Annotated in this window: 24 protein-coding genes; 10 read left to right on the top strand and 14 right to left on the bottom strand. The window is 65.7% G+C overall.

Translation table 11 applies throughout. The annotated features are described in order from the left end of the window. Nucleotides 1-74: 74 nt before the first annotated feature. The 3 genes from ACK4S9_RS00565 to ACK4S9_RS00575 all read left to right on the top strand — a co-directional run bounded on the left by ACK4S9_RS00565 (nt 75) and on the right by ACK4S9_RS00575 (nt 2950). Nucleotides 75-1643: an ATP-binding protein gene (locus ACK4S9_RS00565; RefSeq protein ID WP_409720221.1), complete on the top strand. Its 1569-nt coding sequence runs from the start codon at nt 75-77 to the stop codon at nt 1641-1643. Nucleotides 1644-1687: 44 nt separating this feature from the next. After that, nucleotides 1688-2110, top strand: coding sequence for an HIT family protein (locus ACK4S9_RS00570; protein ID WP_409720223.1), 423 nt, complete (start codon nt 1688-1690; stop codon nt 2108-2110). Between the two features lie 84 nt (nt 2111-2194). Then, entirely contained in the window at nt 2195-2950 is a 756-nt protein-coding gene (locus ACK4S9_RS00575) for a TerC family protein (protein WP_409720225.1), read from the top strand. 68 nt (nt 2951-3018) lie between these two features. Here ACK4S9_RS00575 and ACK4S9_RS00580 read toward each other — a convergent pair whose 3' ends face one another. From ACK4S9_RS00580 to ACK4S9_RS00605, 6 genes are all read right to left on the bottom strand, one after another. Beyond that, nucleotides 3019-4098 carry an AI-2E family transporter gene (locus ACK4S9_RS00580; RefSeq protein WP_409720227.1) on the bottom strand — a complete coding sequence of 360 codons (1080 nt, stop codon included), beginning with the start codon at nt 4096-4098 and terminating at the stop codon, nt 3019-3021. 73 nt (nt 4099-4171) lie between these two features. Then, nucleotides 4172-4762, bottom strand: coding sequence for an SCO family protein (locus ACK4S9_RS00585; protein ID WP_409720229.1), 591 nt, complete (start codon nt 4760-4762; stop codon nt 4172-4174). A gap of 2 nt (nt 4763-4764) precedes the next feature. Next, nucleotides 4765-5658 (bottom strand): heme o synthase, encoded by an 894-nt coding sequence (cyoE, locus tag ACK4S9_RS00590; RefSeq protein WP_409720231.1) that lies wholly within the window; start codon nt 5656-5658, stop codon nt 4765-4767. Nucleotides 5659-5749: 91 nt separating this feature from the next. After that, nucleotides 5750-6862 (bottom strand): COX15/CtaA family protein, encoded by a 1113-nt coding sequence (locus ACK4S9_RS00595; protein WP_409720233.1) that lies wholly within the window; start codon nt 6860-6862, stop codon nt 5750-5752. Nucleotides 6863-6933: 71 nt separating this feature from the next. Further along, on the bottom strand, nt 6934-7545 hold the full coding sequence (locus ACK4S9_RS00600; RefSeq protein WP_409720235.1) for an SCO family protein: 612 nt from the start codon (nt 7543-7545) through the stop codon (nt 6934-6936). Next, complete coding sequence (locus tag ACK4S9_RS00605; protein ID WP_409720237.1) at nt 7532-8317, bottom strand: SURF1 family protein; 786 nt, start codon at nt 8315-8317, stop codon at nt 7532-7534. Before ACK4S9_RS00605 ends, ACK4S9_RS00600 begins: the two co-directional genes overlap by 14 nt. A 33-nt stretch (nt 8318-8350) precedes the next feature. On the opposite strand from ACK4S9_RS00605, the gene ACK4S9_RS00610 reads away from it, so the two are divergent. Next, complete coding sequence (locus ACK4S9_RS00610; RefSeq protein ID WP_281913015.1) at nt 8351-8551, top strand: twin transmembrane helix small protein; 201 nt, start codon at nt 8351-8353, stop codon at nt 8549-8551. 171 nt (nt 8552-8722) lie between these two features. Here the strand turns inward: ACK4S9_RS00610 and ACK4S9_RS00615 are convergent, their stop codons facing one another. The 6 genes from ACK4S9_RS00615 to ACK4S9_RS00640 all read right to left on the bottom strand — a co-directional run bounded on the left by ACK4S9_RS00615 (nt 8723) and on the right by ACK4S9_RS00640 (nt 14402). After that, complete coding sequence (locus tag ACK4S9_RS00615; RefSeq protein WP_409720239.1) at nt 8723-9580, bottom strand: cytochrome c oxidase subunit 3; 858 nt, start codon at nt 9578-9580, stop codon at nt 8723-8725. 71 nt (nt 9581-9651) lie between these two features. Further along, complete coding sequence (locus ACK4S9_RS00620) at nt 9652-10224, bottom strand: cytochrome c oxidase assembly protein (RefSeq protein WP_409720241.1); 573 nt, start codon at nt 10222-10224, stop codon at nt 9652-9654. 12 nt (nt 10225-10236) lie between these two features. Then, nucleotides 10237-10347, bottom strand: a complete 111-nt coding sequence (locus tag ACK4S9_RS00625) for a cytochrome oxidase small assembly protein (RefSeq protein WP_409720243.1) — start codon at nt 10345-10347, stop codon at nt 10237-10239. Between the two features lie 2 nt (nt 10348-10349). Continuing rightward, entirely contained in the window at nt 10350-11945 is a 1596-nt protein-coding gene (gene ctaD, locus ACK4S9_RS00630; protein WP_409720245.1) for a cytochrome c oxidase subunit I, read from the bottom strand. 29 nt (nt 11946-11974) lie between these two features. Beyond that, nucleotides 11975-13162, bottom strand: coding sequence for a cytochrome c oxidase subunit II (gene coxB, locus ACK4S9_RS00635; protein WP_409720247.1), 1188 nt, complete (start codon nt 13160-13162; stop codon nt 11975-11977). Nucleotides 13163-13511: 349 nt separating this feature from the next. Continuing rightward, a complete protein-coding gene (locus ACK4S9_RS00640; protein WP_409720249.1) occupies nt 13512-14402 on the bottom strand; it encodes a methyltransferase domain-containing protein in 891 nt (296 codons plus the stop codon). 97 nt (nt 14403-14499) lie between these two features. Here ACK4S9_RS00640 and ACK4S9_RS00645 point away from each other — a divergent pair, with 97 nt between their 5' ends. From ACK4S9_RS00645 to ACK4S9_RS00665, 5 genes are all read left to right on the top strand, one after another. Then, complete coding sequence (locus tag ACK4S9_RS00645) at nt 14500-15234, top strand: double zinc ribbon domain-containing protein (protein WP_409720251.1); 735 nt, start codon at nt 14500-14502, stop codon at nt 15232-15234. A 17-nt stretch (nt 15235-15251) separates the two neighbouring features. After that, nucleotides 15252-15722: a tRNA (uridine(34)/cytosine(34)/5-carboxymethylaminomethyluridine(34)-2'-O)-methyltransferase TrmL gene (gene trmL, locus ACK4S9_RS00650; RefSeq protein WP_409720253.1), complete on the top strand. Its 471-nt coding sequence runs from the start codon at nt 15252-15254 to the stop codon at nt 15720-15722. A 164-nt stretch (nt 15723-15886) separates the two neighbouring features. Further along, nucleotides 15887-16456, top strand: coding sequence for a PEP-CTERM sorting domain-containing protein (locus tag ACK4S9_RS00655; RefSeq protein ID WP_409720255.1), 570 nt, complete (start codon nt 15887-15889; stop codon nt 16454-16456). A 151-nt stretch (nt 16457-16607) separates the two neighbouring features. Next, the gene (locus ACK4S9_RS00660) at nt 16608-17936 is read left to right on the top strand and encodes a TrkH family potassium uptake protein (protein WP_409720257.1); all 1329 of its coding nucleotides are present in this window, start codon (nt 16608-16610) and stop codon (nt 17934-17936) included. Continuing rightward, nucleotides 17926-18627 carry a potassium channel family protein gene (locus tag ACK4S9_RS00665; protein WP_409720259.1) on the top strand — a complete coding sequence of 234 codons (702 nt, stop codon included), beginning with the start codon at nt 17926-17928 and terminating at the stop codon, nt 18625-18627. The genes ACK4S9_RS00660 and ACK4S9_RS00665 overlap by 11 nt, the downstream gene beginning before the upstream one ends. On the opposite strand, the gene ACK4S9_RS00670 is transcribed toward ACK4S9_RS00665, so the two are convergent. Next, nucleotides 18628-20013 carry a DUF389 domain-containing protein gene (locus ACK4S9_RS00670; protein ID WP_409720261.1) on the bottom strand — a complete coding sequence of 462 codons (1386 nt, stop codon included), beginning with the start codon at nt 20011-20013 and terminating at the stop codon, nt 18628-18630. A 228-nt stretch (nt 20014-20241) separates the two neighbouring features. Here ACK4S9_RS00670 and ACK4S9_RS00675 point away from each other — a divergent pair, with 228 nt between their 5' ends. Next, a complete protein-coding gene (locus ACK4S9_RS00675) occupies nt 20242-21399 on the top strand; it encodes a mechanosensitive ion channel family protein (RefSeq protein WP_409720263.1) in 1158 nt (385 codons plus the stop codon). Here the strand turns inward: ACK4S9_RS00675 and ACK4S9_RS00680 are convergent. After that, nucleotides 21371-21778, bottom strand: coding sequence for a YgiW/YdeI family stress tolerance OB fold protein (locus tag ACK4S9_RS00680; RefSeq protein WP_409720265.1), 408 nt, complete (start codon nt 21776-21778; stop codon nt 21371-21373). The genes ACK4S9_RS00675 and ACK4S9_RS00680 overlap by 29 nt on opposite strands. Nucleotides 21779-21837 lie beyond the last annotated feature (59 nt).

Genomic DNA, 21837 nt, shown 5'->3' on the forward strand with positions numbered 1-21837 from the left:
CCTGCAAGTGCGCAACAAGGTCCATGTTCCCGGCCAGGATGGGGCCGCCATGCTGTTTTCCCGCGGCTGACGCCATGCGCGCCACCCCCTCCCCCGACGCGCTGTACGACGACGCCCCCTGCGGCCTGCTGCTGGCCGACGCCGACGGCCTGCTGCTGCATGCCAATGCGACCGCCTGCGCCTGGCTCGGCTTCAGCTTGCCGGAACTGGCCGGGATCGTGCGCATCCAGGACCTGATGACCGTCGGCGCGCGCCTGTTCCACCACACCCACTGCGAGCCGCTATTGCAGGCGCGCGGATCGGTGGCGGAACTGCAGATCGACCTGCGCCACCGCGACGGCACCCGCCTGCCGATGCTGGTCAACATCGCGCACCGCCGCGAAGGCGGCAGGACCCTCGACCAATGGGCCCTGTTCATGGCCACCGAGCGCCAGTCCTACGAGCGCGAGCTGCGCAACGCGCGCCGCGCCGCCGAGGAAGCGCTGGAAGCGCGCCGCGGCGCCGAACTGCAGCTGCAGGCCCTGAACGCCACGCTGTCCGAGGCCGACCGGCGCAAGGACGAATTCCTGGCCACGCTCTCGCACGAGCTGCGCAACCCGCTGGCGCCGCTGCGCAGCGCGCTCGAGGTGATGCGCCATACCCCGCTGGACGGCAGCGCCGGCGCGCGCCTGCTGTCGGTGTTCGACCGCCAGCTGCACCACCTGACCCACCTGGTGGACGACCTGATGGAGGTCTCGCGCATCACCCAGGACAAGATGGAACTGCGGCGCGAGAGCGTCGACCTGGCCCAGCTCGCGCGCGCCGCCGTGTGCGACACCGCCGGCCTGATGGAGCAGGCGGGGCACCGCCTGGCGGTCGAGCTGCCGCCGCATCCGGTCACGGTCGATGCCGACCCCACGCGCATCAACCAGGTCGTCGTCAACCTGCTCACCAACGCCGCCAAGTACACGCCCGACGGCGGGCGCATCGCGCTGTCGCTCTCGACCGGCGACGGCATGGCGGTGCTGGCGGTGCGCGACAACGGCATCGGCCTGCCCAGGGAGGCGCTGGCGACCGTGTTCGACATGTTCTCGCAACTGGAGCCGGCGCTGCAGCGTTCGCGCGGCGGCCTGGGGATCGGGCTGTCGCTGGTGCGCGGCATCGTGGACCTGCATGGCGGAACGATCGGCGTCGAGAGCGAGGGCGAAGGCCGCGGCAGTTGCTTCACGGTGCGCCTGCCGCTGGCCCAGGCCGCGGCGCGGCGGGAACCGGTAGCGGCGCCCGCGCCGGCGCTGGCGCCGGCGCGCATCCTGGTGGTGGACGACAATGCCGACGCCGCCGAGATGCTCCTGATGGCGCTGGAAACCTTCGGCTGCGAGGTGCGCGCGGCCCACAGCGCCAGTGCGGCGCTGGCCATGGCGCAGGAATTCGCGCCCGAAGTCGCCCTGCTCGACATCGGGCTGCCGGACCTGAACGGCTACGAGCTGGCGCGGCGCCTGCGCGCGACCGAGGCCGGCCGGCACATGCGCCTGATCGCCGCCACCGGCTGGGGCCAGGAAAAGGACCGCCAGCGCGCCTTCGACGCCGGCTTCGACCATCACCTGACCAAGCCGATCGATTTCGAGCGGCTGCGCGGCGTGCTGGGCTCACCCCGCCTGTCATGAGAGAATGACGCATTCATTGAACCCCATGCGTCGACGAGCTATCCATGGAATATGATCCCCAGAACCCGTTTGCCCGCATCCTGCGCGGCGAATTGCCCTGCATCAAGGTGTTCGAGGACGAGCACACGCTCGCCATCATGGACATCATGCCGCAGGCCCCGGGCCATGTGCTGGTGCTGCCCAAGGAGCCGGCCGTCGAGCTGTTCGGCCTGTCCGACGAATCCGCCGCGGCCTGCATCCGCAGCACCAAGAAAGTAGCGGCCGCGGTCAAGGCCGCGCTGGGCGCGCCGGGCATCATGGTGGCCCAGTTCAATGGCAGCGCGGCCGGCCAGACCGTCCCGCACGTGCACTTCCATATCGTGCCGCGCGAGCAGGCGGCGGCGCTCAGGCCGCACGCCGCGGTGCCGGCCGACACCGAGCAGCTGCGCGAGATCGCCGCGCGCATCGTCGCGGCCCTGCCCGCCTAGACGCGGCGCCGGACCGGCGCCGGCGAACGTGCTCCGCATGAAGCCGCGGGCTGCTACTATGGCGTTTTTCATAACGGAGCGGCCATGGAACTGCTAACGGACCCGAATGTCTGGATCGCCTTCCTCATGCTGAGCGCCCTCGAGATCGTGCTCGGGGTCGACAACATCATCTTCATTTCGATCCTGGTCGGCCGCCTGCCGCCCGAGATGCGCGACAAGGCGAGGCGCCTGGGCCTGGGTTTCGCCATGGTGTCGCGCCTGCTGCTGCTGTTCTCGCTGAGCTGGGTGATGGGACTGACGGCAGACCTGTTCAACATGTTCGGCCAGGGCATCAGCGGGCGCGACCTGGTGCTGCTGTTCGGCGGCCTGTTTCTGCTCTACAAGGCCACGCACGAGATTTTCATCGAGGTGGAAGCCAAGGACCAGGCCGGGCCGCAGGACGTCGCCGGCGCCGCCGCCGCGGCCGCGGCGACCAACAAGCTGTTCTGGAACATCATCGGCCAGATCGCCGTCATCGACATCGTGTTCTCGCTCGACTCGGTCATCACCGCGGTTGGCATGGTGGACCAGATCAGCGTCATGGTGGCGGCCGTGATCTTCTCGGTCATCGTGATGCTGGTCGCGGCCAAGCCGATCGGCGACTTCGTCGACCGCCACCCTTCCGTGAAAGTGCTGGCGCTGGCCTTCCTGGTAATGGTCGGCATGGCGCTGACGGCGGAAGCCTTCGAAGCGGATATCCCGAAAGGCTATATCTACGCCGCGATGGCCTTCTCGCTGGCGGTGGAAGCGCTGAATATCCGGGCGCGCGCCAAGCGCAAGGCCGCGCTGCCCCGGATTTAAGAGTCGGGGTCAGGTCTGACATCGAGACACGGACTCGACATGGGTGCGGACGCGGCCGTGTCCGAATGTCAGACCTGACCCTCGTTGTTGGTATCCTGCCGGATCACCCGGTCGGGCGTGCCGGTCCAGTCGGTCATCAGGGAATAGCCCACCGCCAGCAGGGTCGGCCCGATGAACATGCCGACGAAACCGAAGGCGATCACTCCGCCCAGCACGCCCAGCAGGGTAAGCAGGAAAGGCAGGCAGCTGCCGCGGCTGATCAGCATGGGGCGCACGACGTTGTCGACGCCGCTGATCAGGAAGGTGCCCCAGATCAGCATGAAGATCGCCCAGCCGGTCTCGTGCTGCAGGAACAGCCAGAAGGCCGCGCCGCCCCAGATCAGGGGCGGGCCAACCGGGATCAGGGACGAAATGAAGACCATCACCGACAGCAGCGGCACCGCCGGCACGCCCGCGATGGTAAAACCGACCGCCGCCACCACCGCCTGCGCCAAGGCGGTGCCGAGCAGGCCGTACATGACGCCGCGCACCGTCTGGCTCACCGTGTTGGCGACCGACTCGGCGCCCTCGCCCATCACGCGCCGCATTGTCACGGCGATCACTTCGAGCAGGGCCTTGCCGTCGCGGTAGAAGAAAAAGCTGACGAAGGCTGCCAGGCTGAGCTGGACGACGCCGGTGCCCAGCATCAGGCCGCCGGCGATCAGGTAGCGCCGCGCCGGCTCCAGCATGCGCTGGGCCAGCGCGATCATCTGCTCGCGGCTGGCGACCAGCTCGCGCAGGTAGTTGTCGATCGTTGCACCGACCAGCGGCAGTTCGCGGATCCAGGTCGGCGGGGTCAGTTCACGGTGCTCGACCGCGGTGCGCAGTTCGCTGAAGCCCCGGGCGACGTCGTCGGCCAGGTTGTAGGCGACCATCGACAGCGGAATGATCACGAGCAAGGTGAGCGACAGCGTCATGGTCAGCGCCGCCAGGGTGCGGTGCCCGCGCATGGCGACCTGCAGGCGCAGGTACAGCGGCCAGGACGAAATCACGACGCAGGCCGCGAACAGGATCGCGGCCAGGAAAGGCTTGAGGACGTAGAGGCAGCCCAGCGTCAGCAGGACGACAATGGCGATACGGGTGTAGTTCCTGCCTTGGCCTTGTTCCATGCCGTCCCTGTCGAGTGGTGTTTACACCATCATAACAGGAGAGGATTCAAGGATGACTGGGAAGCCCATGCGCTTACAGCAGTTGGCGCAGGTCGGACGCGATCGCGCCCGGCTCGGCCTCGTGGCGCACCAGCAGGCGCACCCTGCCCTCGCGGTCGAACACATAGCTGCCGGTCATGTGATCCACCGTGTAGTTCTTCGGGTCGTCGCCGGACGGCGTCTTGGCGTAGAACACCTTGAACTCCTTGGCGGTGCGTGCGGTGGCTTCGGCGTCGCCGCGCAGGCCGATAAAGCTCGGGTGGAATGCCGGCACGTAGGCGTTCAGCAGTTCCTGGGTGTCGCGCTCCGGGTCGAGCGTGATGAACAGCACCTGCACGTCCTTGCTGGCCGGGCCGAGTTCCTTCATCACGGTGGCCATTTTCGCCATCGTGGTGGGGCACACGTCCGGGCATTGGGTAAAACCGAAGAACACCACGACCAGCTTGCCGCGGAAGTCCTGCAGCGTGCGCGCTTGGCCGGTGTGGTCGGTCAGCGAGAAACCCTTGGCGTAATCGAGGCCGGTGATGTCGGTATTGACGAAGGCCGGGGTCTTGGTGGACAGCTTGTCGCAGCCGGCGGCCAGCACCGCCGCGGACAGCATCAGGGCAGTCAGCAGTTTTTTCATGGTCAGAACTTGAAGTAATGGTCGACCAGCAGCGCGGCGAACAGCAGCGACAGATAGACGATGGACCAGGTGAAGGCATTACGCGCAGCCATGTCGCTGTAATGCTTGTGCACGCGCCACGAGTGGCGCAGGAAGACCGCGTTGAGCACGACGGCGGCGGCCAGGTAGATCAGGCCGCTCATGCCGACGGCAAACGGCAGCAAGGTGGTCGCCGCCAGCGCGATGGTGTACAGCCACACCTGCAGGCCGGTGTACTGCATGCCGTGGGTGATCGGCAGCATCGGCAGGCCGGAGCGGGCGTAGTCCTCGCGGCGGTACATGGCCAGCACCCAGAAGTGCGGCGGCGTCCAGACGAAGATGATGAGCACCAGCAGCCAGGCTTCCATCGGCACGTCATTGGCGACGGCGGCCCAGCCCAGGGCCGGCGGCATGGCGCCCGACAGGCCGCCGATGACGATGTTCTGCGGCGTGGCCGGCTTGAGCAGCATGGTGTAGATGAACGCGTAACCGACGAAGGTCACGAAGGTCAGCCACATGGTGAGCGGATTGACGAGTGTATACAGGATGGCCATGCCCAGGCCGCCGATGATCGTCGAGAAGATGATCGTCTGGGTGCTGGTGAGCTCGCCCATGGCGGTGGCGCGGCGCGCCGTGCGCGCCATGCGCGCGTCGATCTCGGCCTCCACCAGGCAGTTCACGGCAAAGGCGGCGCCCGCCAGCAGCCAGATGCCGGCGGTGCCGGCGAGCAGCACCTGCCAGCCCGGGAAACCGTCGGTGGCAAGGAACATCCCGATCACCGCGCAGAACACGGCCAGCTGCGTGACCCGTGGTTTGGTCAGGGCCCAGTACTGGGCGATGCGGCTCGGGGGTTTATGGAGGGCTGTCTGGGTCGTCATCGATGGGGGCGTGAGGGCTCGAACCGCGGCAAGGCCGGGGTCGCGGTCGCACCGGCCAGGTCGCGGCCCTCGTCGAGGCCCATGTCCCTGCTCATCCGGCGCGGTTCACTTCAAGTTGCTGGTTCACCCGATAGTTTAACATGGTCACGAGCAGGACCAGCAGGGCCGCCCCCGCGTTATGCATTACGGCAATGGCGAGCGGGAAGTCGAAGTAGACCGTGGCCACCCCGGTCAGCAGCTGGACGAACAACACCGCGGCCATCCACTTCGCATGTTTCGCCAGGTAGGCATGGCGCCATGCGCGCCACACCAGCAGGCCGACGACGGCCACGACCAGAATGGCGAAGTTGCGGTGCACCCAATGGATCGCCACGAGGGCCGAGAACGGCAGGTAGTGGCCGGCGGCCGTCTTGCCCAGCTCGCGCCACAGGTGGAAGCCGTGCTCGAAGTCCATCTCCGGCACCACCCGGCCGTCGCACAGCGGGAACTCGTCGCAGGCCAGGGTCGCATAGTTAGTGCTCACCCACCCGCCCAGCGCGATCTGCACGGTGATGACGACAGCCGCCAGCAGCGCCAGGGTGCGCACGCCGCGCAGCGCGGCATCGTCGCCGGACGGAGGCGGTTTGTGCATCAGGTAGTCTTCGCGTCCGCCGAGCCAGGTCATCAGGGCCAGCAGGCCCATGCCCAGCAGCAGGTGAATCGTCACGATCACCGGCTGCAGCTTGAGGGTGACCGTCCAGGCGCCGAACGCGCCCTGGATGCACACGAAGATGAACAGGGCCAGCGGGATGCCCGGCTTGAAGGCCTGCATCTTCGTCTTGCGCCACTGGACGATGGCGGTGATCAAGAGGGCCATGATGATCACGCCGATGCCCATCGCCAGGTAGCGGTGGGTCATCTCGATCCAGGCCTTGACCACGGTCACCGGCCCGGTCGGCATCGCCGCTTCGGCCGCGGCGATCTGCTCGTGCGCCAGGAAGGGGTTGGCCATGCCGTAGCAGCCCGGCCAGTCCGGGCAGCCCAGGCCCGAGTCGGTCAGGCGCGTGAAGCCGCCGAACACGATCAGGTCGAAGGTCAGGAAGACGGCGACCCAGACCAGCTTGCGGAACTTGTTGGGGTCCGAGGACATCCAGACCATCGACAGTGGCAGGATGGCCACGAGCACGCCCATCAGGGCCAGTTGAATCAGGGAAGAAGCTTGCATTGTCTATCAGGGTGTTGCGGGCCATGCGCGTGGCCCTGTACGTGATCGTGATGTCCGGGGAGTCGCCGGCCTCAGCCGATTGCGGAAGCCTTGAGCAGCTTGGCGATGTCCTTGTGTACCTTGCTCGGGTCCGGATCGACGGGGAAGCGCATCATCAGGTTGCCGAGCGGGTCGATCAGGTAGATGTGGTCGGACGGCTGCGTGTCCTTGTCGGCCGGCAGCCACTGGTCGACGGCCTCCTTGGGAGCGCGCAGCAGGTGCATGCCGTCGTATTGGCGGATCGTCATGGTGTCGAGCGGCTGGGCATCCGTGACGAGCCAGACGCGTTCCACGCGGTCCATGTTCTTGCCCTGCATCAGGCGCCACTGGCGCATCGCGAACAGCTGCTTCTGGCAGGCTTCCAGGCATTCGCCGCCGCCGACCTTCAGCATGATCCATTTGCCCGCGTACGCCTGCAGCGTTTCGGGGCGGCCGTCGAGCGTGGTGCTGGCCATGGCCGGGATCGGCCTGCTGCGCGGGTCGATCAGGGTACCGTAGTTGGTGCGGCCGGTCGGCTTGATGACGTAATAGGTAAGATAGGACAGGATCATCGGCGCCGCGCAGACCAGCAGCACGGCGAACAGTTTCCAGCGGCCCGAGCGCCGGGCCTTGACCGGGTCCTTGGCGGGGTCAGTTGCCTGCATCACTTGTTTCTGCTTCAGGTTTTCCTGCATCAGCTGATTTTGCTCCACTTTTTGCTCCACTTCGGAACCCTGTCATCACAAAGAATAGGATGGCCATGGCCGCCAGCGCATACCACTGGAAGGCATAGCCGCGGTGCTTGTCGATGCCGCTCGAGGGCGAGGGCCAGACGCGCAGCAGCATGTCGTCGAGCTCGCCCGGCAGATCCGGACCGGTCTGCTGCACGAAGAAAGGCTGCAGCGCCAGCCCGGTGGCCTTCGCCACCAGCTTCGGCTCGATGTTCTGGACGATCGCCTTCGGCGCCAGCGGCGCGCCCTCGCCCAACTCCATCACATGCCCGGCCGAGGACACGACGATGCCCTCGACGGTGACCGTGCCCGAGGGCGTGGCAAACGCCGGCAGCTTGCCGTATTCCGCCGCGCGCGGCAACCAGCCGCGCATCACGAGCACATGTGTGTTCGAACCCGCGATTTTAAACGGCATGACCAGGTAGTAGCCAGGACGGCCGGCCATCGGGCGGTTGGCCAGGAACAGCGGCCAGTCGGCGACGAACTCGCCGGTGACGCTCACGTGGCGGTATTCGAGACTGGCGGCCGGCGTGAGGGCGGAGCCGAGCGCCACGGGCGCTTCGGTGGCGAGGGTGGCAAGCTTTTCCTGCACGGCCAGCTTGTATTCTGCCCTGCCCTGCTGCCAGTTACCCAGCGCAATACCCACCAAGGCAACAAGGACTGCGGCGATGAAGGGAATGGGGCGAAAATGGAAGGGGAAGCGCATTACAATGATGCCTCAACCTTGACTGGGCCGACCATGAAACTGCTTGTTGCGATTGCCTTCATCCTAATCCTAGCCAGCCTTGCGTCGGCCCTTTTCTTCCTGATGCGCGACAAAGGCCAAAGCAACCGGACGGTGCATGCGCTGGCGCTGCGGGTCGGGCTGTCGATTACCCTGTTCCTGTGCCTGCTCGCCGCCTACAAGATGGGGTGGATCGCGCCGACGGGTATTCGCTGAGGCATCACTATAACGTAGCGTGGGCGGGTTCCCCGCCCACGCGGTCAGCGGACGGGAAATGACCGCAACGCCGGCTCGACAACGTTATTTGACCGCGCGGGGTAATTCGGGCCAGTGGCCCGAATTACGAGCCGCCCACCCTACGAAAGCGGCAGCGCCGCGCATTTCATCTTACAGCCAGTACACCACCACGTACAGGCCGAGCCACACCACGTCGACGAAGTGCCAGTACCAGGCCGCGCCTTCGAAGCCGAAGTGGTTGTCCGCCGTGAAGTGGCCCTTGAGCACACGGTACAGGATCACGGACAGCATGATCGCGCCCATGGTCACGTGGAAGCCGTGAAAGCCCGTGAGCATGAAGAAGGTCGAGCCGTAGATGCCCGAGGTCAGCTTCAGGTTCAGGTCGGCGTAGGCGTGCATGTATTCATAGACCTGGAAGCCCATGAAGATCGCGCCCAGCAGGATGGTGGCGAACAGCCAGAACGCCGTTTTCGAGCGGTGGCCGGCGCGCAGCGCGTGGTGCGAGATGGTCAGCGTGACGCCCGACAGCAGCAGCAGCGCGGTGTTGATGGTCGGGATCGGGAACGGGCCCATGGTCTGGAACTGGTCCACCACGCCGGCCGGGCCGGTGTTGCCCCAGGTCGGGGTGAAATCCGGCCAGATGATCTTGTGGTCGAGGTCGGACAGCCAGGGCATGCTGACTGCCCGCGCGTAGAACAGCGCGCCGAAGAAGGCGCCGAAGAACATCACTTCCGAGAAGATGAACCAGCTCATCGACCAGCGGTAGGACAGGTCGATGCGCCTGCCGTACATGCCCGATTCGGATTCCTTGATGGCGTCGCCGAACCAGAAGTACAGCACCAGCAGGGTCGCGGCGATGCCGGCCAGGCACACTGCCGGACCCCAGGGGGCGCTGTTGACCCAGCCGGAAGCGCCGGTCATGGTCACCAGCAGCGAAATGCCGGCGAGCATCGGCCAGCGCGACGGGCCTGGCACGAAATAATAAGGCGCGGTTTGTGGCGAACTCATTTTCATCTCCTCATCTGACTCTTTGTTGTTCGGGTGATTCTATTGTGTCGCTGGGTCTTGTCGTACTGCGCTTACTTGACTGTCGCCGCTTTCGCCGACGCCGTCTGCACCGCGCCGCCGATCTCGAAGAAGGTGTACGACAGCGTGATGTTCTTCACCTCGCGCGGCAGCGCCGGGTCGATGAAGAAGACCACCGGCATCTGGCGTGCTTCATTGGCCTGCAGGGTCTGCTCCTGGAAGCAGAAACATTCGACTTTCTTGAAGTGCGGCGTGACGCTATAGGGCGCATAGCTCGGGATCGCCTGCGCCTTGACCGCCCGCGGCTGCGTGTTGACCACCTCGTAGGTGACGGTGGCCAGCTCGCCGGGATGCACTTCGATGCTGCGCTGGACCGGGCGGAAACGCCACGGTCCCTGCGAGTTGCCATCCAGCTCGACGACGACCTTGCGGCTCTTGTCGATCTGGGTATTCTTGGGCGCTTCCACGAACTCGCCCTGGGTCAGCACGTTGATGCCGAGTACCTCGCAGATCTGGCGGTACACCGGCACCAGCGCGTAACCGAAGCCGAACATCAGCACCGCCACCACCACCAGTTTCATCAGGGTGGTGCGGTTCAGTTGCAACAGCCGCTTGCTCGCGCTCATCTCGGCTCCCGATCAGCTCAGCCAGGTGAACTTGACGAACACGCTGGCGAAGAAGAACAGTGCGAGCCCGCCCAGGATCAGGGCGGTACGCAGGTTGCGGGGCTTGCGTGGTTCCTGGACCATGATCACTTCACCAGCGGCGGGGTTTCGAAGGTGTGGAACGGCGCCGGGCTCGGCACGGTCCACTCCAGGCCTTCCGCGCCTTCCCACGGCTTGGCGGGCGCCTTGGCGCCGCCGCGGATGGTCGGCAGCACGACCGCGAACAGGAAGTAGACCTGCGACAGGCCGAAGCCGAAAGCGCCGATCGACACGATCATGTTGAAGTCGGTGAACTGGGTGGCGTAGTCCGCATAGCGGCGCGGCATGCCGGCCAGACCCAGGAAGTGCATCGGGAAGAAGGTGATGTTGAAGGTGATGAGCGACAGCCAGAAGTGCATCTTGCCGCGGAATTCCGGATACATGTGGCCGGTCCACTTCGGCGCCCAGTAGTAGAAGCCCGCGAACAGCGCGAACAGCGAGCCCGCCACCAGCACGTAGTGGAAGTGCGCCACCACGTAATAGGTGTCGTGCACCTGGATGTCGATCGGGGTCACGGCCAGGATCAGGCCGGTGAAGCCGCCCATGGTGAACACGAAGATGAAGCCCACCGCGAACAGCATCGGCGTTTCGAAGGTCATCGAGCCCTTCCACATGGTGGCGACCCAGTTGAACACCTTCACGCCGGTCGGCACCGCGATCAGCATGGTGGCGTACATGAAGAACAGCTGCGAGGTCACCGGCATGCCGGTGGTGAACATGTGGTGCGCCCACACGATGAAGGACAGGATCGCGATCGAGGCGGTCGCGTACACCATCGAGGCGTAGCCGAACAGGGGCTTGCGGGCAAAGGCCGGGATGATCTGCGAGACGATGCCGAAGGCCGGCAGGATCATGATGTAGACCTCGGGGTGGCCGAAGAACCAGAAGATGTGCTGGTACATCACCGGGTCGCCGCCGCCGGCCGCGTTGAAGAACGAGGTGCCGAAGTGGCGGTCGGTCAGGGTCATGGTGATCGCCCCTGCCAGCACCGGCATCACGGCGATCAGCAGGTAGGCGGTGATCAGCCAGGTCCAGGCGAACATCGGCATCTTCATCAGGGTCATGCCCGGCGCGCGCATGTTCAGGATGGTGACGATGATGTTGATCGAGCCCATGATCGAGGAGGCGCCCATGATGTGCATGGCGAAGATCGCCATGTCCATGCCCGGGCCCATCTGGGTCGACAGCGGTGCGTACAGGGTCCAGCCGGCCGCGGTGGCGCCGCCCGGCACCAGGAAGGAAGCGGCCAGCAGGATCGCCGCCGGCGGCAGCAGCCAGAACGAGAAGTTGTTCATGCGGGCGAAGGCCATGTCCGAGGCCCCGACCTGCAGCGGCAGCATCCAGTTGGCGAAGCCCACGAAGGCCGGCATGATCGCGCCGAACACCATCACCAGGCCGTGCATGGTGGTCAGCTGGTTGAAGAACTCGGGACGGAAGAACTGCAGGCCCGGCTCGAACAGTTCGGTGCGGATCATCAGCGCCAGCACGCCGCCCGAGAGCAGCATGATGAAGGAGAACCACAGGTACAGGGTGCCGATGTCCTTGTGGTTGGTGGCGAACAGCCAGCGGCGGTAGCCGTGCGGATGGTCGTGCGCGTGGTCGTGGCCGTGGTCGTGTGCGTGATCGATGGTGCTGGTAGTCATGTCGATTCCCTGAAGCTTAGATAGCTAAATCACTTGCCGCGTGCAGCCAGCACTTCGGCCGGTTGCACGATGTTTTCCGCAGCCTTGTTCGACCAGGTATTGCGGGTATAGGTGATCACGGCGGCGATCTCGGTGTCGGACAGCTGCTTCCAGGCCGGCATCGCCGACGGGTAGGCCGGGGTGTCCTGGCCGTTGAGCAGGATGTCGATCTGGTGCACCTTGGCGCCGAGCACGTTCGGCGAGCCGTCGAGCGGGGCAAACGCGTTCGGCACGCCCTTGCCATTGGCCTGGTGGCAGGCCACGCAGTTGGCGTTGTAGACCTGCTCGCCGCGGGTCTTCAGCTCGTCGATGGTCCAGACCTTGTTCGGGTCGTCGGCCAGGGCGGCCATGCGCTTCTTCTCGCCGGCGACCCAGGCGGTGTAGTCCTCGGCGGACACCACGCGCACCACGATCGGCATGAAGGCGTGGTCCTTGCCGCACAGCTCGACGCAGTTGCCGCGGTAGACGCCGATCTTGTCGGCCTTGAACCAGCCGTCGCGCACGAAGCCGGGAATCGCGTCCTGCTTGATGGCGAAGGCCGGGATGGTCCAGGCGTGGATCACGTCGTTGGCGGTGAACACCATGCGGATCTTCTTGCCGACCGGGACCACCATCTCGTTGTCCACTTCCAGCAGGTAGTTCTCGCCTTTCTTCTCGGTTGCCGGCTGGCCCGGCAGGCCGATCTGGGCGCGCGGGGTGGCCAGGTTGGACAGGAAGGAAATGCCGGCGCCTTCGCCGTTCAGGTAGTCATAGCCCCACTTCCACTGCATGCCGGTGGCCTTGATGGTGATGTCGGCGTTCGAGGTGTCCTTCAGCGCGACCACGGTCTTGGTGGCCGGCAGGGCCATGCCGATGACGATCAGGAAGGGAACGATGGTCCAGGCGATCTCGACGGCGGTCGATTCGTGGAAGGTGGCGGGCTTGTGGCCGAGCGACTTGCGGTGCTTGAACACCGAATAGAACATGACACCGAACACGCCGACGAAAATCACCAGGCAGACGATCATCATCCAGTTGTGCAGGTCGTAGATGTCGGCGCCGACGCCGGTCACGGGGGGCTGCATGTTCAACTGGTGTTCCACCGGCCGGCCCGTGATTTCCGGTGCCGCCCATGCTGGGATGCCGGCCGTTGCTGCGAGGCCGAACATCCAGGCCCCAAGTCGCGATGCGTATGTCATGTTGTCCCCAACCACCCAAAATAAAAATATTTTTTAACGGTCGACAGCTCCATGAACGAACTGGCGCCGCTCCGAAACGTATTTCGCAGAACGGTTCATACCAGTACCGCGAAATTGCGCTGCGGAATCGGTGGGAACCTACACGCTGGGGACTGGTCGCTTCGTGCTACCGGCCATCAACGGCTCTGCTAATGCTGCAATTCATTTCTCGTTGTATTTCTATTTTTGCGCCGGGACTGCTGCTTTTTTCAGCGTTTTCCTCGTCCGGACGACAAAAATAGCTACTGATTATAATCAAATCAGTAATTTTTATTCAAGGAAAATCGGGCGCTATTCTTGCTGTAGGTTATTAAGGCTTGCGTGGCTGGAAACGCACGATCGCCTCCCCTGCCGCAGTGGTGCGCGGGGCCGGAAGGAAAGCGTGTCCATAGATGACTTCGAAAGTGAGGCCGAGCTTGCCGCCCGGGCGACGCTGGGCCTCGAAGGCATCGCGCATGCGCCCCCATGCGGCCCGCCCGATCAGGCCGCGCCGGCGCGTGTCGAGCGGATTGCCGCCGAAGGCGCGCACGTCGGCCAGCAAGGCCGGGACGTCGTCGTAGGTGACCGTGATGCGCTCCATGTCCATGACCGGGGTGGAAAACCCCGCCTCCACGAGTTGGTCGCCGAAGTCGTGCATGTCGACGAAAGGCAGCGTGTGCGGCGTTTCGTCCATGGCGGCAAAGGCGCTGCGCAGTTCGACGAAGGTGTCCGGACCAAAATTCGAGAACATCAGGAGCCCGTCCACCCGCAACACGCGCCGCCATTCCGCGAACACGCGGTCCGGCTGCGGATGCCAGTGCAGCGCCAGGTTCGACCACAGCAGATCGAGCGAGTTCGTCCCGAAAGGCAGATTGCCGAAGTCGCCGCAGACGATGTCCACGCCGGCCTTGGCCGGCAGCAAACGGCTAAGCATCTGGTTCAGCGAGCGGGTGGCCGGCGCGGGCGCCCTGGCGGCCGTGGTCATGGCGGGCGCGGCGTCGATGCCGAGTATCTGGGCGGCCGGATAGGTCTTCTGCAGCAGGGCCAGGTCGCTGCCTTCGCCGCAGCCGGCGTCGAGCACCTGCCTGGGCGCGATCTTCACGAGCTGCAGGCGCTCGTGCATGCGCGCGGCGATCTCGCGGCGCAGGAAGCTCGATGCCTGGACGCGGCCGGGCTGGGCGAACAGGGAACGGACGCGCGCCAGGTCGATCGGCGCGCTCATGCGGGAAGGTTGAGGTGAAGCCATGGTGGTGAAGCGCTCGCTGCGATAACTTGGTGAGATAATGGCGGAGTGTACATGCTCCCGGGGATTCGAGTAGATGCCCCTGCTTTTCCGCTCCCTGCTGCCGGGCTTGCTCCAGGCCTTGTTGCCGTCCAGCTGCGTGCTGTGCGGCGGCCTGGGACGGGAAGCGGTCTGCCCGGCCTGTACCGCGGCCCATGCGCGCGACGTCCACACGCGCTGCCCCTGCTGCGCCAACCCGGTCGCAAGCGGGGACGGCGCGCGCCGCTGCGGCGCCTGCCTTGCCGATCCGCCGGCGTTCGACGCCACCGTGGCGGCCTGCGACTATGCCGCGCCGGTCGACCGCCTGGTGCTGCAGCTGAAGTTCGCCGGCCGACTGGCGCTGGCGTCCTGGATGGCGGGGCGGCTGCGCGGCGCCGTGCTGGCGCGCGGACCGGACTTGCACGCCCTGCCGGAGCTGCTGTGCCCGGTGCCGCTGGGGCCGCGCCGCCTGGCCGAGCGCGGCTACAACCAGGCGCTCGAGCTGGCGCGGCCGCTGTCCGCCAGCCTCGGCATTGCGCTGGCGCCGCGCCTGCTGGAGCGGCAGCTGGAAACGGCCGCGCAGTCGGGGGTGGCGCCGGGCGAGCGGCGCCGCAACGTGCGCGGCGCCTTCGCCCTGGCCGATGGCCGGCCGAGCCTGGAAGGCATGCATGTCGGCGTGGTCGACGACGTCATGACCAGCGGCCACACACTCGATGAACTGGCCGGCGTGCTCAAGCGCGCCGGTGCGGCACGCGTCACCAACCTGGTGTTCGCGCGCACGCCACCCCACTGATTGAAGGAGAACTTGTTTTGTTTCACGTCGTCCTGGTCGAACCAGAAATTCCGCCGAATACCGGCAACGTCATCCGCCTGTGCGCCAACACCGGCGTCCAGCTGCACCTGATCGAGCCGCTCGGCTTCCCGCTCGACGATGCCAAGATGCGCCGCGCCGGCCTGGACTACCACGACTACGCGAGCATGAAGGTGCACAAGAACTGGGACGCGTTCCTGGCCAATGCGCGGCCGGACCCGGCGCGCATGTTCGCGCTGACCACCCACGGCTCCTCGCCCTTCGCCGAGGCCGGCTTCCTGCCGGGCGACGTGTTCGTGTTCGGCGCCGAGTCGCGCGGCCTCGACCCGGCCCTGCGCGAAAGCTTCCCGCCGGCCCAGCGCATCCGCCTGCCGATGATGCCGGACAACCGCAGCCTCAACCTGTCCAACACGGTGGCGGTAGTCGTCTACGAGGCCTGGCGCCAGAACGGCTACGCCGGCGGCGCATGAGGGCCTGCCTCGAGCATTCCTTGCAGCAATGTTACCGACTGTCGCGAAGCTACGACACAATGTGGAAATATCTACAATGTAGCGCGACAGTATCCGGCGAACAGGAGTAGGCTGAGTACGTGGCGTTGTTGATCGGCGCCCCCTGTTTTTGCTCGAGGTTTTACATGAAGAAGTTAGTTTCCACCGGCGCCCTGCTGTTGTGCTGCACCGCCGCGTACGCGGACGTCGCCCACGCCGCTCCCGGCGACACCATTTCCTGGGGCTTTTCCTTCAGCGGTTTCTACGACAGCGTGTCGAACAGCTTCCTGCCCGAGGAAGTCATCTCCGGCTCGTTCAAGGGCCATGATCTGGACAGCAATGGCCTACTGGAGAAAGACGAACTGCTGGCCTTGGTCGTCGGCGAACTCGACTACATTGCCTGCGCCGCCGCCAGCAACCCGTATTACCAGTGCGGCGCGACCAGTTTTTCCTTCTCCCGGGATGCCGGCCTGCATTTCAGCGTCGGCAGCTACGGCCAGGATCCGGAAGGCTGGGTCGGCGGCGGGCGCCTGATCACCACCGGCGACCAGCACTATGCCTACGAATTCAACCCGGGCATGACCCAGGAGCGCCACCTGTACTGGACCAGCGACACCCGCCTGACCATGATGTCCCAGGCGCCGGAACCATCGACCTGGGCGATGCTGGCCGCCGGCCTGCTCGGCCTGGGCTGGCGCGCGCGGCGCCGGCGCTAGCCGGCGGTTTTCGCGGCACCACCCCCGCTCGATGTGTTAGGGTTCGGGTGATTAAAGGCAATGAGTACCGGCGACAAGCGGTCAAGCCCCCGACACCCATGGAATTTCGACACGACACCGCCCTCCCCCGCGCGCCCGAACGGATGCGCGCATGAAGACACTGATCCATCCCGCACGGGCGGTCGCCCTGGGCTTCCTGCTGGCCATCGTGGCCGGCACGCTGCTGCTCATGCTGCCGGCGGCGCGCGCCGACGGCCTGGCGACGCCGCCCCTGGTCGCCCTGTTCACTTCGGTCTCGGCGGTATGCGTGACCGGCATGGCCATCGTCGACACAGGCACCTACTGGTCCGGCTTCGGGCAGGCCATCATCATGTTCCTGTTCCAGCTCGGCGGATTCGGCCTGATGACCGCCGCCACCCTGCTCGGGCTGATGGTCAACCGTTCGCCGCGCTTACGCACCCGCATGATGACGCAGACCGAAACGCGCCTGCTCGGCCTCGGGGACATCACCAGCGTGGCCAGGATCGTGTTCAAGGTCGCCCTCATCTGCCAGTTGCTGCTGTTCGCGGTCCTCATGCTCAGGCTGCACTTCGGGCACGGCCTCGCTTGGGCCGATGCCGCCTGGGGCGGGCTGTTCCACGCCGCATCGGCGTTCAACAATGCCGGCTTCTCGACCCATGCGGACAGCCTGATGCGCTACGCCGGCGATGCCCTGGTGCTGGGGCCGATCATGATCGCCATCGTCATCGGCGGCATCGGCTTTCCCGTGCTGCACGACCTGCGCCACCGCTGGCGCGACCCGCGCCACTGGTCGCTGCACACCAAATTGACGCTGACCGGCTCGCTCATCCTGCTGCTGGGCGGCTTCCTGTCGATTGTTATCCTGGAGTGGAACAATGTGCGCACCATCGGCCCATTGTCTCTCTTCGATAAACTATTGAACAGCATGTTCATGTCGGTCGCGGCCCGCACCGCCGGTTTCAATACGGTGGACATCGGCGCCCTCACGCCCGAAACCTGGGCCGTGCACTACTTCCTGATGTTCATCGGCGGCGGCAGCGGCGGCACCGCGGGCGGCGTCAAGGTCGGCACCATCGCCATCCTGGCCCTGCTGGTGATCGCCGAAGCGAAAGGACACACCGATACCGAAGCCTTCGGGCGCCGGGTCGGCGCCTCGGCCCAGCGCCAGGCGATCACGGTGCTGGTGCTGGGCAGCATCATCGTCGCGTTGGGCACGGTGATCCTGCTGCGCATCACGCACTTCCCCACCGACCAGATCATCTTCGAGGTGATCGCCGCCTTCGGCAGCGCGGGACTGTCGACCGGCATCACCCACGAGCTGCCGCCGGCCGGCCAGCTCCTGCTCGCCGTGCTGATGTTCATCGGCCGGGTCGGCACCATCACGCTCGCCACCTCGCTCGTGCTGGGCGAACGGCGCATGCCTTATCGTTATCCGGAGGAACATCCAATTGTTGGGTAGGATTTTTACAGAGCAGTTCGCCTTCTCGGCGAGCGACAGCGTCGTCGTCATCGGCCTCGGGCGCTTCGGCGGCGCCGTGGCCCAGTCCCTGATGCGCCTGGGGCACGACGTCATGGGCATCGACCAGCGCGAGGACCTGGTGCAGTTCTGGGGCGACCGCCTGACCCATGCGGTGCAGGCCGACTCCACCAACGAGAGCACCATGTTGCAGCTGGGCGTGGCCGACTTTTCGCACGCCATCGTGGCGATCGGCTCGGACCTCGCGGCCAGCCTGATGACGCTGATGGTGCTGACCGAGCTCGGCATCAAGGACATCTGGGTCAAGGCGCAGACGCCGGACCACGGCCAGATCGCCCAGCGCATCGGCGCCCATCACGTGATCTTCCCGGAAGCGGACATGGGCGCGCGCGTGGCCCACCTGATCACCGGACGCATGATGGACTTCATCGAATTCGAGGACGGCTTCGCCATCGCCAAGATCCACGCCCCGCCCGACACCCACCACCAGGTCCTGGCCGAGTCGCAGGTGCGCACCCGCCATGGCGTCACGGTGGTCGGCGTCAAGCGCGCCAACGAGGATTTCCAGCACGCCCAGCCGGAGACCCGCATCCTGCCGGCCGACCTCCTGATCGTGTCGGGCCCGACCAAGAACATCGAGCTGTTCGCCAGCGGCGGGAAGAGGAAACGCTGATCAGCGCCGGCGCGCCGGCGGTACCAGCACCAGCTGCGCGCCCGCCGCCTTGGTGCGCGCCACCAGCCAGGCCTGGGCGCGCTGGACATCGGCGGGCGCCAGTGCGCGCGTGCAGCGGGCGGTCAGGGTCGGCACCTCGCTCGCAGGCTTGCCCTCCTGCCCGGGAACCAGGGCGACGCCCATCAAGAGGTCCTTACAGGCCGGATACTGGGCGACAAACTCGGCGCCGATGTCGGCCGCAGTCTCGCGCCAGGCATTGCGCTCGGTAGTGCGCCTGGCCAGCTCTTCGCGCAGCTGGGCGATGGTGGCGTCGCGCTCGCGCAGGCCCTGCTGGGTGTCGCGGTAGATCTCGGCCAGGATGTCGGCCTTGAGCACGCCGACGTCGACGCGGCTGTCCTCGGCCTGGTTCACTATGAGGGTAGTGCCTTCCAGGCCGGCCTGCGGCAGCTTCTTCTCGATGGCGGCGATCGCCGCTTGCGGCATGCGGGCGCCGATCAGGGTCAGCTCGATGCGCCGCTGCACCGGACTGAGCTGCGTGTCGACCACGTGCGAGGCGCCACCGCTGAATTCCTCGCGCACGAAGGCGCGCGCGCGGTGGCCGAACACTTCGTTGTCGACCAGCTGGATCGCCAGGTAGATGCTGGGCAGCGCGGTCAACAGCACCACCGTGAGCAGGGTGCGCTTGACGCGCCGTTCGACTGTCTGGTCCACGAACTTGCGATGCGGCAGGCGCAGGTATTCGATGACGATCACGGTCGAGACGGCGATGAACACGCAGTTGATCGAGAACAGGTAGAACGCTCCCCCGAACACCGCCCAGTTGCCGTTGGCGAGGCCGTAGCCGGCCGTGCACAGCGGCGGCATCAGGGCGGTGGCGATCGCCACGCCCGGAATCACGTTCGACTTCTCGCGCCGGGTCATGCCGATGATGCCGGCCAGGCCGCCGGCCAGCGCGATCAGGACGTCCCATAGGGTCGGCGTGGTGCGCGCCAGCAGTTCCGACTGCGCCTCTTCGAGCGGGGTGAGGAGGAAGTACAGGGTCGAGGTCGCCAGACTGATGGCGGCGGCGATGCCGAGATTGGCAAGCGAACGGCGGATCAGCGCGAAATCGTAGATGCCGATGCCGTAGCCGATCCCCACGATCGGCCCCATCAGCGGCGAGATCAGCATGGCGCCGATGATCACGGCCGGCGAATTGATGTTCAAGCCGATCGAGGCGACCAAAATCGCGAACATCAGGATCCAGGGCGTCGCTCCGCGCAACTCGATGCCGGAACGCAGGCTCGAATCGATGACGTCGTCGTCGGCCTTGTCGAGCAGCAGGCTGAAACGGTTGGTAATGGGCCCCTCGCTTTGAGGTGCAAAGAATTTTTCGGTTTCGCTCATGGTGTGTTCCTGGTGGGCGCGCCCGGCGCCCGGCAAGCCGGGATCATACCAGCGTGTTTCTACCGAAAAAATGCATTTGTGGAAATCATCCTTCATTTACATGAAGGAAGCTATATTTGTGCCAATGAGTTCACACTGTTGCACTGAAGAATCCGGCAAGCCGAGCCGTGCGTCACATTGCCAGCGCCCGTGGCAGCCTGATGCGGTGAAGACCGAACAAGGAAGGCAATGGATTACCTGTTTTGGAACAATGACTTGCTCACCTGGGCAGTTGCCTTCGGCATCGCCACTGCCGTATATCTCGTGCTGCACGCGGCCCGCGTGACACTGGTACGCCGCATCGAGGCCTTTGCCGCCCATACCAGCACCTGGGTCGACGACCTTGCGGGGCGCGTCCTGGCTGCCACCCATCCGCTATTCATGCTCGCGGTCGGCTTGTATGTCGGCTCGCACTGGCTCACGCTGCCCGACAAGACGGTCACCCTGCTGTCGCACCTGGTAGTGACCGCCCTGCTGCTGCAGATGGCGCGCTGGGGCGACGTCGGCGTGCACGGCTGGCTGCAACTCTACCGCACCCGTCGCAACGAGCAGGATGCCGCCGCCACCACCTCGACCGCCGCGCTCGGCTTCGTGGCGCGCACCTTCATCTGGGCCGTGATCATCCTGATGATCCTCGACAACTTCGGCGTCAACATCACGACCCTGGTGGCCAGCCTCGGCATCGGCGGCGTCGCCGTCGCCCTGGCCATGCAGAACATCCTGGGAGACCTGTTCTCGTCGCTGTCGATCGTGCTCGACAAGCCTTTCGTCGTCGGCGACTTCATCAGCGTGGACGACCTGTCCGGTACCGTCGAATACGTCGGCCTGAAGACCACCCGCATCCGCGGCCTCGGCGGCGAGCAGATCGTGTTCTCCAACAGCGACATGCTGAGCAGCCGGATCCGCAACTACAAGCGGATGCAGACACGCCGCATCGTGTTCAGCATCGGCGTCGTCTACGAGATCAGCAAGCAGCAGCTGCTGGCGATCCCGGGCATCTTGCGCGAGGCAGTGCAGGCGCAGGCGCAGGCGAAGTTCGACCGCGCGCACTTCAAGGCCTACGGCGCCTCCTCGCTCGACTTCGAGGTGGTATACATCGTGCAGACCGCGGACTACGGCGTCTACATGGATGTGCAGCAGGCCATCAATATCGCCCTGTTCGAGCGCTTCGAGCAGGAGGGCATCGGCTTCGCCTATCCGACACAGACCGTCCACCTGGGCAATCCGGAAATCCGGCTGGCCCGGGCCGAGGCGGCGCCGGAAGCGCCGGCGACGCCGGACCGCGGGGGCGCCGACATCGGCACGGGCCCGGAAAGGCTTACTTCCCAGCGACCTTCATCTGCTTGACCTCGAAGCTCGACTCGCCGAAGGTCTCCTTGTCGAATTCGCCGGTGAGCTCGACCACGGTGTTCTGGTCGATGCTCACGCCCGCCGGGAACAGCTCGGGCTCGATCTCGACGGTGATCTTGCCGCTGGCGTCGGCGAATTCGTAATCGTCCCCGCCCTTGTGGCTGAGCAGCTTGCCCTGCAGGCGCGCATGCTGGTCGTCCTTGCCCTTGTCGAGCAGGGCCTTGGCGGTCATCAGCGGAACGCTCGACGGGCCGGTATAGCCGGACGGCGCGGCCTGCTTGACGGACGGTCCCGTATAGCCGGCCGGCTGGCCGATGGCAAAGGCCGATGCGGCCAAGAGGGTTGTGACGGCGGAAATCTGGACAATGCGTTTCATGTTGGCTCCTGGTCTGGATAATAAAAATGGGACACAGGGGCATTACACCGGCCGGACAT

Origin of the sequence: Massilia sp., assembly GCF_046293535.1 — a bacterium.
In the GTDB taxonomy this organism is placed as follows: domain Bacteria; phylum Pseudomonadota; class Gammaproteobacteria; order Burkholderiales; family Burkholderiaceae_D; genus Telluria.